Annotated in this window: 16 protein-coding genes; 4 read left to right on the top strand and 12 right to left on the bottom strand. The window is 69.5% G+C overall.

Features of this window, described 5'->3' with window-relative positions; translation table 11 throughout:
- Positions 1-104: 104 nt before the first annotated feature.
- On the top strand, positions 105-1,025 hold the full coding sequence (locus tag OZ671_RS06020) for a LysR family transcriptional regulator (protein ID WP_268859896.1): 921 nt from the start codon (positions 105-107) through the stop codon (positions 1,023-1,025).
- A 40-nt stretch (positions 1,026-1,065) separates the two neighbouring features.
- Here OZ671_RS06020 and OZ671_RS06015 read toward each other — a convergent pair whose 3' ends face one another.
- The 8 genes from OZ671_RS06015 to OZ671_RS05980 all read right to left on the bottom strand — a co-directional run bounded on the left by OZ671_RS06015 (position 1,066) and on the right by OZ671_RS05980 (position 9,366).
- The gene (locus OZ671_RS06015) at positions 1,066-1,830 is read right to left on the bottom strand and encodes an alpha/beta fold hydrolase (RefSeq protein WP_268859895.1); all 765 of its coding nucleotides are present in this window, start codon (positions 1,828-1,830) and stop codon (positions 1,066-1,068) included.
- Between the two features lie 105 nt (positions 1,831-1,935).
- Positions 1,936-3,537, bottom strand: a complete 1,602-nt coding sequence (locus tag OZ671_RS06010; protein ID WP_268859894.1) for a class I adenylate-forming enzyme family protein — start codon at positions 3,535-3,537, stop codon at positions 1,936-1,938.
- Positions 3,538-3,654: 117 nt separating this feature from the next.
- Positions 3,655-4,344, bottom strand: coding sequence for an ABC transporter ATP-binding protein (locus OZ671_RS06005; protein ID WP_268859893.1), 690 nt, complete (start codon positions 4,342-4,344; stop codon positions 3,655-3,657).
- Entirely contained in the window at positions 4,341-5,102 is a 762-nt protein-coding gene (locus tag OZ671_RS06000; protein WP_268859892.1) for an ABC transporter ATP-binding protein, read from the bottom strand. Before OZ671_RS06000 ends, OZ671_RS06005 begins: the two co-directional genes overlap by 4 nt.
- Positions 5,099-6,055 (bottom strand): branched-chain amino acid ABC transporter permease, encoded by a 957-nt coding sequence (locus tag OZ671_RS05995; protein WP_268859891.1) that lies wholly within the window; start codon positions 6,053-6,055, stop codon positions 5,099-5,101. The genes OZ671_RS06000 and OZ671_RS05995 overlap by 4 nt, the downstream gene beginning before the upstream one ends.
- A gap of 2 nt (positions 6,056-6,057) precedes the next feature.
- On the bottom strand, positions 6,058-6,954 hold the full coding sequence (locus OZ671_RS05990) for a branched-chain amino acid ABC transporter permease (protein WP_268859890.1): 897 nt from the start codon (positions 6,952-6,954) through the stop codon (positions 6,058-6,060).
- 31 nt (positions 6,955-6,985) lie between these two features.
- The gene (locus OZ671_RS05985; RefSeq protein WP_268859889.1) at positions 6,986-8,305 is read right to left on the bottom strand and encodes an ABC transporter substrate-binding protein; all 1,320 of its coding nucleotides are present in this window, start codon (positions 8,303-8,305) and stop codon (positions 6,986-6,988) included.
- A 287-nt stretch (positions 8,306-8,592) separates the two neighbouring features.
- Positions 8,593-9,366, bottom strand: a complete 774-nt coding sequence (locus OZ671_RS05980) for a FadR/GntR family transcriptional regulator (RefSeq protein ID WP_038314136.1) — start codon at positions 9,364-9,366, stop codon at positions 8,593-8,595.
- 179 nt (positions 9,367-9,545) lie between these two features.
- Between OZ671_RS05980 and OZ671_RS05975 the strand changes: the two genes are divergently transcribed.
- Positions 9,546-9,992 carry an RrF2 family transcriptional regulator gene (locus OZ671_RS05975; protein WP_268859888.1) on the top strand — a complete coding sequence of 149 codons (447 nt, stop codon included), beginning with the start codon at positions 9,546-9,548 and terminating at the stop codon, positions 9,990-9,992.
- On the opposite strand, the gene OZ671_RS05970 is transcribed toward OZ671_RS05975, so the two are convergent.
- From OZ671_RS05970 to hemP, 4 genes are read right to left on the bottom strand one after another with little or no spacing between them, the layout of a single operon-like run.
- Entirely contained in the window at positions 9,956-10,783 is an 828-nt protein-coding gene (locus OZ671_RS05970) for a heme ABC transporter ATP-binding protein (RefSeq protein WP_268859887.1), read from the bottom strand. The two genes, OZ671_RS05975 and OZ671_RS05970, sit on opposite strands and share 37 nt — an antisense overlap.
- On the bottom strand, positions 10,780-11,859 hold the full coding sequence (locus tag OZ671_RS05965) for a FecCD family ABC transporter permease (RefSeq protein ID WP_268860042.1): 1,080 nt from the start codon (positions 11,857-11,859) through the stop codon (positions 10,780-10,782). The genes OZ671_RS05970 and OZ671_RS05965 overlap by 4 nt, the downstream gene beginning before the upstream one ends.
- A gap of 8 nt (positions 11,860-11,867) precedes the next feature.
- The gene (locus OZ671_RS05960) at positions 11,868-12,776 is read right to left on the bottom strand and encodes a heme/hemin ABC transporter substrate-binding protein (protein ID WP_268859886.1); all 909 of its coding nucleotides are present in this window, start codon (positions 12,774-12,776) and stop codon (positions 11,868-11,870) included.
- Between the two features lie 23 nt (positions 12,777-12,799).
- Entirely contained in the window at positions 12,800-12,940 is a 141-nt protein-coding gene (gene hemP / locus OZ671_RS05955; protein WP_268859885.1) for a hemin uptake protein HemP, read from the bottom strand.
- Positions 12,941-13,246: 306 nt separating this feature from the next.
- On the opposite strand from hemP, the gene OZ671_RS05950 reads away from it, so the two are divergent.
- Positions 13,247-15,457, top strand: a complete 2,211-nt coding sequence (locus tag OZ671_RS05950) for a TonB-dependent hemoglobin/transferrin/lactoferrin family receptor (protein ID WP_268859884.1) — start codon at positions 13,247-13,249, stop codon at positions 15,455-15,457.
- Position 15,458: 1 nt separating this feature from the next.
- Positions 15,459-15,721 (top strand): hypothetical protein (locus OZ671_RS05945; RefSeq protein WP_268859883.1); only part of this gene is annotated, 263 nt, incomplete at its 3' end.

Genomic DNA, 15,721 nt, shown 5'->3' with positions numbered 1-15,721 from the left:
CTCCTTGTCCGTCGGAAGGGCCGATCGCATGGAAAGAAGATGCCAATGGGACGATGGGCTCAATAGCCTGGCATTTTGGGTTTCAGAGTCCTATTCATGGAACGATGAGAGACCTCAACGACCTCTATTTTTTCGTCCAGGCGGTGGAGCACGGCGGGTTTGCGCCGGCGTCGCGCGCGCTGGGCATCCCGAAATCGCGGCTCAGCCGGCGCATCGCGGTTCTGGAGGACAGGCTCGGCGTCCGCCTCGTGCAGCGGACCACCCGGCATTTTGCCGTGACCGAGATCGGCCAGGATTATTACCGGCACTGCGTGGCCATGCTGGTCGAGGCCGATGCCGCGGAGGAGGCGATCGCGCAGATGCGGTCCGAGCCGCGCGGGCTCATCAAGGTGAGCTGCCCGCCGGCGCTCGTCTATTTCCATGTCGGGGACATGCTCGGGCGGTTCATGGCGGCTCATCCGGGCGTCGAGGTCCAGCTCGAATGCACCAACCGGCGCGTTGACGTCGTCGCGGAAGGCATCGACGTCGCGCTGCGGGCACGGCAGCCGCCGCTCGAGGACACGGATCTCGTCATGAAGGTGCTCGGCGACAGCCGCCACCGGCTGATCGCGGCTCCCTCGCTGCTCGCGCGCCATCCGCAGACACGCGTGCCGGCCGATCTGGCGACGCTGCCGAGCATCGCTCTCGGGCCGCGGGCCGGCGACCATGTCTGGTCGCTGGACGGCCCGGACGGCGCCCATGCGCGCGTGCAGCACCGGCCGCGGATGATCGTCGACGATGTCGTCGGGCTCTGCTTCGCCGTGCGCCATGGGGTCGGGGTCGCGCAACTGCCGACGATGATGATCGTCGACGAGCTTGCCGGCGGGCTGCTGGTCGACGTCCTGCCCGAATGGGTGCCTAAGAGCCACATCGTCCATGCGGTCTTCCCTTCGCGCCGCGGCCTGCTGCCGTCGGTGCGGGCTCTGCTGGATCACCTCGCCACCGAATATGCCGCGCTCGAGGCAGCCGCGGGGATCAGGGTCTAGGTCCTCGCCCGGCGCGCCGGCGGACCAGGGCCACGGCGGTTCAGGCGAGTGCCCGGTGCAGCGCTGCGGCAAGGCCGCCCGGATTCTGCCAGGCCATCGCGTGGCCGGCCGCCGGCACGAGGCCGACCGCGATGCCGTGTGCCGGCAGCGCGCCGGCGTCGGCCTGCGGCAGCGATTGCTCGCCGAAGAGCACGGTCCTCGGCATGGCGAGACGCAGAAGCTGGTCGCGCCAGCTCGGCCTGCCGCCGGCCACCAGCGAGGCCGCGCCGCGGTAAGCCGCCCGGGGCGCGCTGACGAGCAGCGAAGCGGCCCAGACGTCGTTGCCGGTCGCGGCCGAGGAGCGGGCGAGGTCGCGGTGGCCATGGGCCACATAGTCGGCCTCGGCCATGGCGGCGATGCCGCGGCTGAAGGCGCCGCCGCCCGGGTCGAGATTGGGCTCGCTGAGCACGAGGCGGCGGACCTTGGCGCCCAGCGCGGTCGCCGCGGCAATGGCGACCGCGCCGCCCATGCTGTGGCCGTAGAGATCGACCGGACCCGGGCCCAGGCTTTCCGCGAGCGCGGCGATCGTCCGGGCGTGGCTGTCGACCGCATAGTCGAAATCGTCGGGCCGATCGCTGAAGCCGGAGCCCAGGAGATCGGCCAGCACCATGCGCCGGCCGGCCAATGCAGGATCGCCCGCGACCCGCGGATAGTCGCAGGACGAGGCGCAGCCGAGCCCGTGGACGAAGATCAGCGGCGCGCCGTTTCCCGGAATGTCGTGATAGCGCAGCCTGGCGTCGGTGCCCGCCAGAGAAAGCGATTGCATGGCTCGTCCATCCTCCCTGCGGAGGCCGTCGGGGCCGGCCGCGCGATGCCCGATGATGGGGAAGCCGATGCCGCATGACAATGCCGCGCGGCGTGGCGCCGGGCGTCAGCCGAGCGTCTCGCGCAGCGCCCGCTTCATCACCTTGCCATTGGCATTGCGCGGCAGCGGCTCGGTGGTCAGCGTCATGGTCTCCGGCACCTTGTAGTCGGTGAGCCGCTCGGCGCAGTAGCGCTTCAGCGCCTCCATGGTCGGCTGTTCCGCCGGGTCGATGACGACGAAGGCATGGACGCGCTCGCCGAGCACGGGGCAGGGCACGGCGACGACGGCGCATTCGACGACGCCCTCGGCCGCCACCAGCACGGTCTCCACCTCCGCCGTGAAGATCTTGTAGCCGCCGCGGTTGATCATGTCCTTCTTGCGGTCGAGCACCTCGACGAAGCCTTCGGCGTCGATGCGTCCGACATCGCCGGAATGCCAGAAGCCGCCGGTGAAATTCTCCGCCGTGGCGGCCGGATTGTTCCAGTAGCCCTTCACGACCGCGGGCCCCTTGATCCAGATCTCGCCGGTTTCGCCCGGCGGCAGCTCGCGGCCGGCATCGTCGACCACGATGATCTCGGCGCAGGGGACGGCAAGGCCGACGCTGTCGCCGCGGCTCGCCGTGAGATTGGGCGGCATCATCGTCGAGGGCGAGGTCGTCTCGGTCGCGCCATAGGCATTGATCAGCTTGAGGCCGGGCAGTTTCTCGGCGAGCTTTTCGATGGTCGGTGTCGGCATCGGGGCGCCGCCATAGCCGCCGATGCGCCAGGCGGACAGGTCGTAGCGGTCGAAGTCGGGCTGCAGCAGGCAGAGATTGTACATGGCCGGCACGAGGATGGTCTGGGTCACCTTCTCGCGGGCGCAGAGGCTGAGATAGTCCGCCGCCTTGAAGCTCGGCATGATCACCAGCGTGCCGGCGGCGCGCAGCATGGCGGTGATGTTGGCGATGAGGCCGGTGACATGGCTGAGCGGCACCGCGGCGACCGACCGGTCGGCCGGGGTCAGGGCCATGCAGGTGGCATAGACCATGGAGGAATGGACGATGCCGAGATGGGTGAGCATGGCGCCCTTCGGCCGTCCCGTCGTGCCCGACGTGTAGAGGATCACCGCCGTGTCCTCCTCCGCCGGCGTGGCGGGCGGGCCGGCCACGCGGCCGTCGCCGCCGGCGCGCAGGGCGGCGAAGGCGGGGCCGGTCGCGATCCGCTCGGCAAGGCCGGGCACGTCGGCCGGGGCGGGCAGGCGGTCGCTCAGGTCGGCCTCGTGGACGATGAGGCGGGCGCCGCAATCGTTGAGCACATAGGCGATCTCGGGCGTCTGCAGGCGGATGCCCATGGGCACGGCGATGGCGCCGAGCCGGAGAATGGCGAGCAGCAGGGTGACGAATTCTGTGCGGTTGCCGAGCAGCAGCGCGACCCGGTCGCCGGCGCCGACGCCCCGTCCGGCGAGCGCGGCGGCAAGGCTGGCGACCTCCGCGTCGAGCTGCTGGTAGGTCAGGCGCTGCTCGCCCGCAACCACCGCTTCACCGGCCGGGTTCGCCGCCACCGCCTCGGTGAACATCGCATAGGTACCCGCCGGCCGATCGGCGAAGCAGGCGACCACGCGATCGGCGAAATGCGCCTCGCGCCGGACAGCGGGGCAAACGGAGGTCAAGGTGCCGTCGAGCCACTTCATCGCATCGGATCCTGTCTCCGGCGCGCCGGCGCCGGCACTAAGGCTTGAAGGGAGAGAGTAACCCGAAATGGGCCCGCCCGGATCGCCCGGCCGGCGCGGGGATCTCATGCGCGCGGCTCAGGCCGCCGCGCCGTGGACGGCATTGGCGCCGCGCTCGATGACGTGCTCCTCGTCGAACAGCGTGCGCGAATGGTTGAGGTCGGACTGGGCGATCACCACGCTGAGATCGGTGCCCTTCAGGCCCGAGATGACCTCGGCGAGGCGCTGCGACAAGGCTGGCGCGACGCCCTCGAAAGGCTCGTCTAGGAGCAGGAGGCGGGTGCCGGCGGCGAGCGCCCGGCACAGCGCCACGAGCTTCTGCTGGCCGCCCGACAGGAGCAGGGCCTTGCGGTCGCGCATGGCGGCGACCTCGGGCATCATGTCGTAGACGAAGCCGAGCCGGTCCGGACCGTTCAGCGTCTTCGACACCCAGACCGGCAGGAGGATGTTCTCCTCGACCGTCAGTTCCGGCACCAGCTGGCGGTCCTCCGGCATGTAGCCGATGCCGAGCGGGGCGCGGCCATGCGGCGGGCGGCCCGCCAGGTCGTCGCCGTCGAAGCGGATGCGGCCGCCGGCAATGGTGGTATGGCCCATGATCGAACGCATCAGCGTGGTCTTGCCGGCGCCGTTGCGGCCGATGATGCCGATCATCCGGCCGCGCGCCACCGCGAAGGAGAAGCCGCGCAGCGCCTGCATGGACTGGATGGTGACGGAGAGGTTCTCGACGCTCAGCAGTGCCGGAAGGCCGGCGGCGGTCGGTCCGGTCATGCCGCATCTCCCGTGACGTAGCGCTTCACCTCGCCGTCGCCGAGCACCGCGTCGGGAGCGCCGTCGGCGATCACCCGGCCGCTGTAGAAGGCGACGACGCGGTCGGCATAGCCGCGCACGATGTCCATGTCGTGCTCGACGAAGACGACGGTCGCGGCCTCGCCGGCGATGGCTTCCATGACCCGGTCCATGGCCGGGAATTTCTCCTCGGCGCTGACGCCCGACGTCGGCTCGTCGAGCAGCAGCAGGCGCGGCTTGCGGGTGAGCGCCATGGCGATGTCGAGGAGCTTGCGGACGCCGCCGGGCAGCTCGCTCACCGGCCGGTCGGCGAAGGCGGCGAGGCCGAAGCGGGTGATCAGATCGTCGGCCCGCGCGCGGCGGCCGTCGGATCCGGGATCGCGCCAGAACGACAGGCCCGAGGGTGCCGCGGCCGCGCAGGCGACCAGCATGTTCTCACGCATGGTCAGCTCGACGCAGAGCTGCGGGATCTGGAACGACCGGCAGATGCCCTTGTTGGCGATCTGCCGCGGGCCGAGGCCGAGGATCGGCTGGCCGTCCAGTTCGATCGCGCCGCCGTCGGGCTTCAGATAGCCCGTGACCATGTTGACGAAGGTGGTCTTGCCGGCGCCGTTCGAGCCGATCAGGCAGAGCCTCTGGCCGGCCGGCACCTCGATGGTGACGTCGGCGGCGGCGACCACCGCGCCGAAGCTTTTGGCAAGGCCGCGGGCCGACAGGACGGGTGTCGCGTTTGCCGTCATGGCCGCTCCTCGCTGGTGGCTGCGCCCCGCCGCCGGACCCAGAGCGAGCCGATGCCGGCCGGCAGGAACAGGATGATGACGAGCAGGAACAGGCCGAGCGCCATCTGCCAGCTGTTCGGGAAATAGAGGCCGGAGAACGACCGGACGAGCTCCAGGGCGAGCGAGGCGACGAAGATCGCCACGACGCTCTTGGCGCCGGCCAGGATCGCCACGAAGACGAATTCGCCCGACTGGGTCCAGAAGGCGAAGGTCGGCTCGATATGGCCGAGCGCCAGCACGGTCAGCGCCCCACCGATGCCGCCCAGCGCCGCGGCCAGGGTGAAATTGACCGCCATGACCCTTTGCACGGAGGTGCCGAGATATTCGACCCTGAGCGGATTGGCCTGGATCGCCTGGGTGACGAGGCCGCGCGCCGAGCGCGTGTGCAGCGCGGTGAGGAGCGCGGCAAGGCCGGTCGTCACGATCGCCAGGACGTAGAGTGCGTAGTCGCCGCCGGGCCCTTCCAGTCGCCGGCCGAACAGGCTCGGCCGCGGAATGTTGAAGCCGTCGGAGCCGCCGAGCGCGGTCGACTTGATCAGGATGCCGTAGAGCACCATGGACAGCGCCAGCGTCAGCATGCCGAAGAAGATGCCGCTGTAGCGGGCGAGCAGGGGGCCGGTGACCGCGCCGACCAGGCCGGCTGCCGCGCCGCCGATGACGAGCAGAACGAGCGCGTCGGTGAGGCCGAGCTTGATCACCGACAGCGCCACCGCATAGCCGCCGAAGGCGAAGAACAGGCCCTGGCCGAACGAGACGACGCCGCCGCGCATGATGATCAGGATGCCGAGCGAGACGATGCCGTGCGAGGCGGCCATGGTGACGAGGAACAGGAGCCAGCGCGGCAGTACAAGGCCGAGAAGGGCGAGGCCGGCGACGAGGGCGGCGGCCGCGAGCGAGAGGCTGATGCGCGTCATGGTCAGATCTTCCGCGCGGCGGCGCGCTGGAACAGCCCTTCCGGCCGGAAGATCAGCACCGCCGCCATGACGAGATAGATGCTGAACAGCTCGGCTTCGGGCATGAGGTGGACGGCGGCCGCGCGGGCGAGGCCGACGACGACGGCGCCGATGGCCGCGCCTTCGATCGAGCCGAGCCCGCCGATGATGACGACGGCGAAGCTGACGATGATGACGCTGACGCTGATGCCCGGCTGGACCGAGATCATCGGTGCGGTGAAGGCGCCGCCGAGGGCTGCCAGGAACACGCCGATGGTGAAGGCGATCCACTGCACGCGGTCGACATTGACGCCCATGCTGCCGCTCATCTCGCGGCTGTGGATGACCGCGAGCACGATCTTGCCCGAGACGGTGCGGTTGAGGCCGAACCAGACGGCAAGACCGCAGACCACGGCAAGGCCGATCAGCGCGAAGTCGTAGCCGACGTAGAAGAGCGGGCCGAAGGCAATATTGCCGAACAGCTGGTAGGGCTCGGAGACATAGTAGGGATTGACGCCCCAGACGAGCTTGACCGCGTCTTCGAGGATCAGGAACAGGGCATAGGTGACGAGCAGCAGCACCACCTCGTCGCGGCCGTAGAACAGGCGCAGCAGCCCGCGTTCCATGAGCGGGCCGAGCACGAGCGCGACGGCGATGGCGGCGAGCAGCATGGCGAGAAGCGACAGGCCGGGGGGCCAGCCGAGCGCGGTGATGAGACCGACCGCGCTCGCCGAGGCATAGGCGCCCACGGCATAGAGGCTGCCATGGGCGATGTTGAGGATCTTCAGCACGCCGAAGACCAGGGTCAGCCCGAGGGCCACGACGAACAGCCAGGACGCGTAGATCAGGCCGTCCATGACGATGGTGAGCGCCAGTTGCACCGGTCGTTACTCCCTTCGGGCTGGCCGTGCGTCAGTCGCAGCGGGCGCCGGGGAAGCCGGCCTTGATCCAGTCGAGGCTGCGCATGTTGGCCGGCGGGTTCACGCATTCGGCCGGAAAGCGCTGGATGTCCTCGACCACTACCATCCGCCGGGCCGCGTCATAGCGGGTGCGGCCGATGGCCATGTCCTGGATCGCCTGGTGGCCATTGCCGAGCCGCATCTGGATGAGGCCGCCGGGCGTCTCCCAGGAGAGGTTCTCCATGGCCGCGGCGAGCTGTTCCGGCGTCGGCTTGCGGCCGCCATTGGCGGCCATGGCCTTTTCGACCGCCGCCTTCAGGCCGAGCAGGGCTTGCGCCATGCGGTAGGAGGCCTGCACCGGATAGGTGCCGTTCCGGAACTGCGTGTAGCCGGGGAAGAACCAGCGGTTCAGGGCGTTGTCGGGGGCGAGCAGGCCATAGGCGCCGCGCGCGCCGATGATGGCGCCGTTCGGCATCTTGTCGCCGAGCGCCTGCAGCACGTGGTCGGCGGCGCTCAGCACCACCTGGCTGCGCTGGAAGATGCCGCGCGGAGCCCCCTGCAGGATGAAGGCCTGCAGATCGCCGCCCCAGAGGCTGGAATAGACGACGTTGGAGCCGGCGCGGCCGAGCGCCGAGATCTCGGTGCCGTACTGGCCGGATCCGAAGGCGGGCAGCAGGTCGGCCGCGGCCTTCGCCTGCGGATAGAGCTGCGCCATGGCCGCCATGAAGTCGCCGCGCGAGTCCTGGCCCCAGGCATAGTCCTGGTTGATCATGCTGTAGCTGGCGGCGGCAATGTTGCGCGAGCGCATGTAGCGGACCAGCGCGACATTGTCCTGCGTCGCGTGGGCGGCGGTGCGGAACACGTATTTGTAGCTCGCATCCTCGAAGATGCGCGGCGTGCCGCAGTCGAACAGGATGAGGAACTTCTTCAGCTCCTCCGCCACCGGTGCCACTGCCAGGCAGTCGCCCGAGCCGATATAGCCGACCACCGCGTCGACGTTCTCGCGCTGGTAGAGGTTGCGCAGCTCCTGGACCTGTTTGGTCGCGCCGCCGTTCTCGTCGATGATGACGGGCTCGATGCGCAGGCCGCCGAAGCCGACCTGGTTATAGGGCGCCGGCGCCTGGCCGCGGTTGAGCTGCTCGATGATGAAATCCGCGCCGTGCCGGGCAGGGACCCCGAAGCTTTCCGCCGCCTGCCCGGAGAGGAAGGTGACGATGCCGAGCTTGAAGGTTTCCTGTGCCCGCGCGCCGGAGCTGACGAGGCCGGCGAAGGCTGCGGCGATGATGGCGGTGCGGCCGAACCATCGGCCGCCGCTTCGGGCTGTTCTGGACATGGGATCTCCCTTGGGCACGCCTGCGTGCGCTCGACGGTTTCCTCGACATATGCGGCCTTGAGGCCGTCTTGCGCCGCCGCCCCGCGGGGCCCGGCTCGTTGCTTTCGCCCGCGGCAGGTCCGGCCGGCGATGAATCGCCTTGGCCTTTCTATTGTCGGACAATCGAACAGTGAAATAGGCGCGGCGTTGCCGTCAAGGCTATCGATGGGATGAAGGGGCGGATGGCGAGTGGCGAATTGCGGGTGGGAAAGACTGCCGCGGCAGCGGCACGCCATTCGCCACTCGCGTCAGCTATATGCGCTGCCGAGGCCGAGATGGCCGGCGAAGGTGCGCTCGACCGGGTCGTCCAGCGACTTGCCGGCGATTTCGAAGCCGCGGCGCCAGTCGGTGATGTGCCGGCGCATCCAGTCGCGTGCCACCACGACGTCGCGCGCCTTGCAGGCCTCGACGATATGCTGGTGCGCCTCGAGATTGCGCGGGCCGGCCTGCGGCACGCTGTTGAGGATCATGGTCAGCGTCGGCGTGAACAGGAGGCCCGCCGGCTCGCGCGCGAGCTGCAGCACCCGGTTTTTTGAGACACGGGCGACGAGGGCGTGGAAATCGCTGTCGATTTCGGCATGGGCCTCGGCGCTCGTCGCTGCCGCCATGCGCGCGACGCTGGCTTCGAGTTCGGCAATGTCGGCATCGCTCGCCCGGGCCGCGGCCGATTCGACGGTTGCCGTCTCCAGGTGCATCGAGGCCTCCCACAGCTCGCGGAAGGTGACCTGGTGCAGCACCAGCGCCCGGCTGACGCGTGTGGCGAGCCGGTTGTAGCGGGGCAGGCTGACATGCAGGCGCCGGCCCTGGCCCCGGCGGATCAGGCCGCCCTGCTCGAGCAGGCGGATGCCCTCGCGCACGGTCGAGCGATTGACCTGGAACTGGCGCACGAGATCGGCTTCGGTGCCGAGCGGATCGCCCGGCTGCAGCCGCCCGGACAGGATCTCCTGCTCGATGGCTTCGGCGACCTGCTGATAGGCGGGGGCCGGCTGGATGCGTTCGAAACGGTCCGCTTCGCTGGTCATGTTTATCCGTTTGTCCGACAATGCTCATCCTAGCAAGGGGCTCGGCAGCGTCAATCGGCGCTACCGTCGCCATTGGGATGGGCGCGAAGGGGCCGGTGGCGGCGCGGGCCTTGCGCAAGGCCGCCGCTGCGACGACATAACTGTTTGATCTCGCCCGCCAATCGGCTAGACCAGCGGCCATGTGGCTCAATCAGCGAACCCTTGATGCGATCCGGCTGATGGCGGAGCTTTCCGCCCGCTGGCCCCATGCGGTCAAGGCGGCCGATCTCGCAGAGGCGACCGGCATCACCTTCCTCAATGTGCAGAAGACCGCCCACGCCCTGGCGCGTGCCGGCCTCACCGAGGCCGAACGCGGCCGTTACGGCGGCCTGAGGCTCGCCCGGCCCTCGCATGAGGTGAAGGTGGCCGAAATCGTCCGCGCCTTCGAGCCGAAGGATTGCCCGGCCAATTTCCTGATGACAGACGAGGCGAGCGATCCCGTCGCCAAGCTGATGTTCCGCGCCCATCGCGGATTCTTCCAGCCGCTGGAGGAGACGACGCTGGCCGAGATCGAGCCGCGCCTGATCGCGCAGGGCACGCGGCGCGGCGATCAGGATGCGCCGCGCATCGCCCGGCTGCGCGCATAGTTCTGGGGCAGCACCACCGGCAGCCCGCCCGCCGGCGTTTCCGCGCTGACGAGATCGACCCCGAAGACATGGGCGACGAGATCGCGGGTGATCACCGCGGCCGGCGCACCCACCGCCTCGGCGCGGCCGCCGCGCATCACCAGGATGCGGTCGGCGAAGGTCGCGGCAAGGTTCAGGTCGTGCAGCACCGCGATCACGGCGACGCCGTCGCGCGTCAGCGCACCGGCCGCCTCCATGAGCGCGATCTGATGGGCGAGGTCGAGGCTCGCCACCGGCTCGTCCAGGAACATGACCTGGCGCGGGTGGTTGCGCCTGCCGGCCTTGAGCTGCGCGAAGGTGCGGGCGAACTGCACGCGCTGCTGCTCGCCGCCTGACAGGGTCTGGTAGTTGCGCGCGGCCAGCGGCTCGATGTCGGCGGCGGCGAGCGCCTCCGCGATCAGCCTTTCGCGTTCGGCGCGCGGCAGCGAGCGGCCGACGCTGTCGATGCCGATGCGCACCACCTCCACCACGGTGAAGGGAAAGGCGAGGCGGGTCGCCTGCGCCATGACGGCGCGCTTGCCGGCGAGCTGCCAGGCCGGCAGGTCGGCGAGCCGCTTCTGGTCGAGGCGGATCTCGCCGGCGGTCGGTGTCAGCTCGCCGGTCATCAGCTTCATCAGCGTCGTCTTGCCCGCGCCGTTCGGACCGACCACCACCAGCAGCTCGCCGGCGGCAAGGCTGACGGAGACGCCGTCGACCAGCCGGCGCCCGCCGACCGCGATGCCGACACCGGTGGCTTCCAGGATCGCCGTCATGCGTCGAGGCTCCGGTCGCGCCGCAGCAGCAGCCAGAGGAAGAACGGAGCGCCGATAGCCGCCGTCAGGATGCCGATCGGCAGCTCGGCGGGCGCGACGATGACGCGGGCGATGAGGTCCGCGCCGGTGAGCAGCGTCGCGCCGGCCAGGGCGGAGAAGGGCAGCAGCATGCGGTGGTCGGGGCCGAACATCAGGCGCAGCAGGTGCGGCACGACGATGCCGACGAAGCCGATGACGCCGGCGGCGGCGACCCCCGCGCCGACCGCAACCGCGACCATGACGATGGCGGTGTTCTTCAGCCGCTGCACGGGAATGCCGAGATGGAAGGCTTCCGCCTCGCCGAGCAGGAGGGCATTGAGCCCGCGCGCCAGCATCGGCACGGCGACGAGCACCGGCAGGATCAGTGGGGCGACCGTCATGACCTTGGTCCAGCTCGCGCCGCTGAGCGAGCCGAGCGACCAGAAGGTGAGGTCGCGCAACTGGCGGTCGTCGCTGATGAAGGAGAGAACGCCGGTCAGCGCGCCGGCAAAGGCGCCGAGCGCGACGCCGGCGAGCAGCATGATGGCGATCGAGGTGCGCCCCTCGCGCGTCGCGATCGCGTAGAGAATGAGCGTGCTCGCGAGGCCGCCGAGAAAGGCGCCGGCCGGCAGGAGCACGAAGGGCAGCTGGAACTGGCTGGTGCCGAGGATGCGGTCGGCGAGCACGATGGTGGTGGCGGCGGCGAGCGCCGAGCCGGAGGAGACGCCGACGAGGCCGGGATCGGCCAGCGGATTGCGGAACAGGCCCTGCATCAGCGCGCCCGAGACGGCCAGCGCCGCGCCGATCAGGCCGCCGAGCACGAGGCGCGGCAGGCGGATGCCGAAAATCACCAGGGCCTCCCGGCTGGCGAGCACGGCGGGATCGCCGGCGAACCAGCCGCGAATGACGGCGACGACGCGGCCCGGCGGGATCGCCACGGCGCCGGTGCCGAGCGAGATCACCGCGAGGCCGAGCAGGAGGAGCACGAGCAGGGCCGCGGCCAGCGCGAGGCGGCGGCGCTGGCGGGCAAACAGGGCAGGGACGGTGCCTGCCTCCATGGCAAGACTCACGGCCGGCGTCCCGCCTGGCATTCGCTGCGGCCATAGACCGCGGCCATCAGGTCGTGGGCGGCGTCCGGCGCGCGCGGGCCGAAGCCGAGGAGATACAGCCCGTCCATGCCGATCAGCGCCTTGTCGCGCGCCGCCGGTGTCGCCGCGAAGGCGGGAAGGCCGAACACGTCCGAGGCGGAAAGCGCGTGGTCGCCGCGCTGCATGACCAGCACCGCGTCGGGCGCCGCGGCGATGATGCCCTCGTCGGTGAGCGGCTTGTAGCCTTCCACGTCGGCCGCCGCGTTGACGGCGCCGGCGAGCGCGATGATGGCATCGGCGCTCGAATGGCGGCCGCCGACCACGACCCGGCCGTTCTGCAGCGACAGGATGAACAGGACGCGCTTGCGCGCCGCGTGCTTGTCGCGCTCGGCGGCCAGCGTCTGGAACTTCGCCTCCACCTCGCGGGCGAGGGCATCGGCCTTCTCGGCCGCGCCGGCGAGCCGGCCGACCGTGCGGATGCGGGTCACGATGCCGGGCGCGGTGAGATCGTCGGGCAGCCGCTCGACCCGGATGCCGGCCTCCTCGATCAGCTTCATCGTGTCGGGCGGGCCGGCGCCCTCGATGGCAATGACCAGGGTCGGTTTCAGCGACAGCACGCCCTCTGCCGACAGCGCGCGGACATAGCCGACATTCGGCTTGTCCCTCAGCGCGGCCGCCGGATAGAGGCTCGTCGTATCGACGCCGACGACCTGGTCGGCAAGGCCGAGAGCATAGAGGATCTCGGTGACCACGCCGCCGGCCGCGACGATGCGCTGCGCTGCGGCGGCCTGCGCGCGCGCCGGAGCCGGCTGCAGGCCGGCGCCGGCCGCCAGGCTCGCCAGCGCGACGAAGGCCCTGCGGCTGAGCGGGAGAGAGGGGTTCGGCATGGCGCGGGGCATCGGACCTGGGCTCATTTGGTCAGAATCAGCTTGTCGTTGGCGGTGACCCTCAGGCGGTAGCGCTCGCCCTTGTGCAGGATCACCGCCTCCCGGCCGGCCCCCATGATGGCGGTCAGCTCGACGGTCGGAACCGCATCGGCGGATGCCGGCACGGACGTGCTGGGCTGACCGCCGTTGGGCGGCCGGGAAAGGCCGGAGATCATGAAGAAGACACCTAGTTTAGAACTGTAATAAACGACGGTAACTCCTTGGAAGCGTTCAAATCTGGCTATCCAGGAGGTATTGTTGACATTGGTAGTCAGCTTAAGTACCAAGCGTCAAGGGCGCTTTGGGCGGGGATGCCGCAGCGCAAAAAAATCGCCAGCCAGCCCGGTGCTTTGCGCCGAAGCCAGCCAGCCGACAAATCGAGACAGGCTAGCGGTCGGACAATGGTCAGCGGGTACAGGCATGCGGCGCTCATGGCGTCGGTTTCGTTCGTCGTCTTGGCGGCGGGGATGGCGGGAGCCGGGGCTCAGGGCGCAGCCCCGACGCCGGAGCGGCCGCCGGCCGCCGGCCAGCCCGTGACGGCGCTCGACGAAATCACCGTCAGCGCCGAGCGCGCGCCCAGCACGGTGTTCAACTCGCCCGGCACGGTGACCGTCATCAACAGCCGGCAGATCGACCAGCAGGTCATCCAGAATCCGCGCGATGCCGTGCGCAACGAGCCCGGCCTTGCGGTCACCAACAGCCCGACCCGCAGCGGCATCGGCAATTACGTCATCCGCGGCATCGGCGACAACCGCGTGCGCATTGAGGTCGACGGCGTCCGGGTGCCGGACTATCCCGGCTCGAACGTCGGCGCCGGCCTCTATACCCGCGATTTCGTCGATTTCGACAGCCTGAAGCGGCTCGAGATCATCCGTGGCCCGGCCTCGGCGCTTTATGGCAGCGACGCCATCGGCGGCGTCGTGTCTTATGTCACCAAGGATCCGGAAGACTATCTGCGCGAGGTTGGCCGCGACTGGTATGCCGGCACCAAGCTCAGCTTCAACAGCGTCGACCGCTCGTTTGCCGAGACCTTCACCGGCGCCGCCCGCCAGGGGCCGTGGCAGGCGCTGCTGCAGTTCACCCGTCGCGACGGCACGGAAACGCTGATCAATTCGGCGACGCGCCGTGCCAACCCGCAATATTATCAGTCGAACAATCTGCTGGCGAAGCTGATCTACGAGACGCCGGATTCGGGCCGCTGGCGGCTGACCGGCGAGGCGACCTGGCGCGGCTACGCCACCAATCTCATCACCGACCGCTCGACCAGCGTCGCCGATTCGATCGCCCACGACACCAACAAGCGCTTCCGGCTGAGCCTTGACTGGACCCAGCAGCTCTCGTGGGCCATCGCCGATCAGGTGACGGCCATGGCCTACTGGACCGACCTCGACCGGCAGGAGCACCAGGACCAGTGGCGCCGCAGCGTGCCCTCGCCGGTGACGGCGGCCAACCGGCTGCGCGTCTCCGACTTCGATTTCCGTCAGGTCATTTTCGGCGCCGGCCTGCAGTTCACGGCGCAGCGCCAGTTTGCCGGCTGGGATCATCAGTTCGTCTATGGCGCGACTGTCGACTACACCATGACGTCGCGCCCGCGCATGCGCACCGAGACCAATCTCGTCACCGGCATGGTCATCCCCGGACCGATCGCCGGCGAGAGCTTCCCGAACAAGAACTTCCCGGATACGCGCAGCACCCAGGCCGCCTTCTACATCCAGGACACCGCTCAGTACGGCGCCCTGCGCATCATCCCGGCGATCCGTTTCGACTATTATCACCTGACGCCGAACCCGGACGCGGCCTTCTACAACTCCAATCCGGGTTATGCGATCGGCAATGTCTCGGCCTTCGCCGTGTCGCCGAAGCTCGGCATCACCTACGATCTGAACGAGACCTTCCGCCTGTTCGCCCAGTATTCGCGCGGCTTCCGCGCGCCGCCCTATGACAATGCGAACTTCGCCTTCTCGAATCCGGTGCAGCGCTACGAGATCCTGCCCAACATGAACCTGAAGCCGGAGACCAGCGACGGCTTCGAGGGCGGCCTCAGGGGCCGCTTCGCCAACGGCTCGAGCTTCCAGGTCTCGGGTTTCTACAACCGCTACCACGACTTCATCGACACGGTGCTGGTGCGCACTTCGCCGACGACCGGCTTCCAGACCTTCCAGTACCAGAACATTTCCTCGGTCGAGATCTACGGATTCGAGGCCAAGGGCGAGTGGCGGATCACGCCGGAATGGACCCTGACCGGCGCGCTCGCCTATGCCCGCGGCACCAATCTCGTCACCCGCCAGCCGATCAATTCGGTCGACCCGCTGACCGGCGTTGCAGGGCTCCGCTATGACAGCGGCCGGGGCTGGACTATCGAGGGCCGGATGCGTGCGGCGGCGGCGAAGACCCTGGTCGATTCCACCATGCAGCAGGGCGGCGTCTCGACCTTCAAGCCCGGCGCCTATGCCACCTTCGATCTGCTCGGCAGCTACGAGATCAACCGGCACCTGACGGTCAATGCCGGCGTCATGAACATCGGCAATGCGCGCTACTTCAACGCCATCGACGTGGCCGGTGTCGCCAGCAACAACGTCAATCTGGAGCTGCTGCGCGCTCCGGGCCGCTACTTCACCATGAACGTCTCGGCGAGGTTCTGACATGAGCCGGGCAGCGGTTGCGCGGCGGACGTCCGAGCGGGGCGCTAGGCTTCCCCGGCGACGGACCGGGCCGCACGATCGTTCCGAGCCGATCCTCGCCGGGGCCGCGCCGATCGCCTCTGCGACGGCGGTCGCCGAGCCGGTCGCGCTGTTCGCGCCGGCGGCCGATCGCGTCGGCGATGCCCTCGCTGCTCCGGTTCCGGCCTTGAGCATCGGCAGCCGCACGGGAGCCACGGAAACCGAAGCGGTCGCCGCGCCGCCGGT

The organism is Phreatobacter sp. AB_2022a (genome assembly GCF_026847585.1).
In the GTDB taxonomy this organism is placed as follows: domain Bacteria; phylum Pseudomonadota; class Alphaproteobacteria; order Rhizobiales; family Phreatobacteraceae; genus Phreatobacter.
This window is presented reverse-complemented; position numbering and strand designations above follow the sequence as displayed.

Coding starts and splice junctions, on each gene's coding strand:
- OZ671_RS06020 (WP_268859896.1), top strand. CDS start 105: ATGAGAGACCTCAACGACCTCTATTTTTTCGTCCAGGCGGTGGAGCAC.
- OZ671_RS06015 (WP_268859895.1), bottom strand. CDS start 1,830: ATGCAATCGCTTTCTCTGGCGGGCACCGACGCCAGGCTGCGCTATCAC.
- OZ671_RS06010 (WP_268859894.1), bottom strand. CDS start 3,537: ATGAAGTGGCTCGACGGCACCTTGACCTCCGTTTGCCCCGCTGTCCGG.
- OZ671_RS06005 (WP_268859893.1), bottom strand. CDS start 4,344: ATGACCGGACCGACCGCCGCCGGCCTTCCGGCACTGCTGAGCGTCGAG.
- OZ671_RS06000 (WP_268859892.1), bottom strand. CDS start 5,102: ATGACGGCAAACGCGACACCCGTCCTGTCGGCCCGCGGCCTTGCCAAA.
- OZ671_RS05995 (WP_268859891.1), bottom strand. CDS start 6,055: ATGACGCGCATCAGCCTCTCGCTCGCGGCCGCCGCCCTCGTCGCCGGC.
- OZ671_RS05985 (WP_268859889.1), bottom strand. CDS start 8,305: ATGTCCAGAACAGCCCGAAGCGGCGGCCGATGGTTCGGCCGCACCGCC.
- OZ671_RS05980 (WP_038314136.1), bottom strand. CDS start 9,366: ATGACCAGCGAAGCGGACCGTTTCGAACGCATCCAGCCGGCCCCCGCC.
- OZ671_RS05975 (WP_268859888.1), top strand. CDS start 9,546: ATGTGGCTCAATCAGCGAACCCTTGATGCGATCCGGCTGATGGCGGAG.
- OZ671_RS05970 (WP_268859887.1), bottom strand. CDS start 10,783: ATGACGGCGATCCTGGAAGCCACCGGTGTCGGCATCGCGGTCGGCGGG.
- OZ671_RS05965 (WP_268860042.1), bottom strand. CDS start 11,859: ATGGAGGCAGGCACCGTCCCTGCCCTGTTTGCCCGCCAGCGCCGCCGC.
- OZ671_RS05960 (WP_268859886.1), bottom strand. CDS start 12,776: ATGCCGAACCCCTCTCTCCCGCTCAGCCGCAGGGCCTTCGTCGCGCTG.
- OZ671_RS05950 (WP_268859884.1), top strand. CDS start 13,247: ATGGCGTCGGTTTCGTTCGTCGTCTTGGCGGCGGGGATGGCGGGAGCC.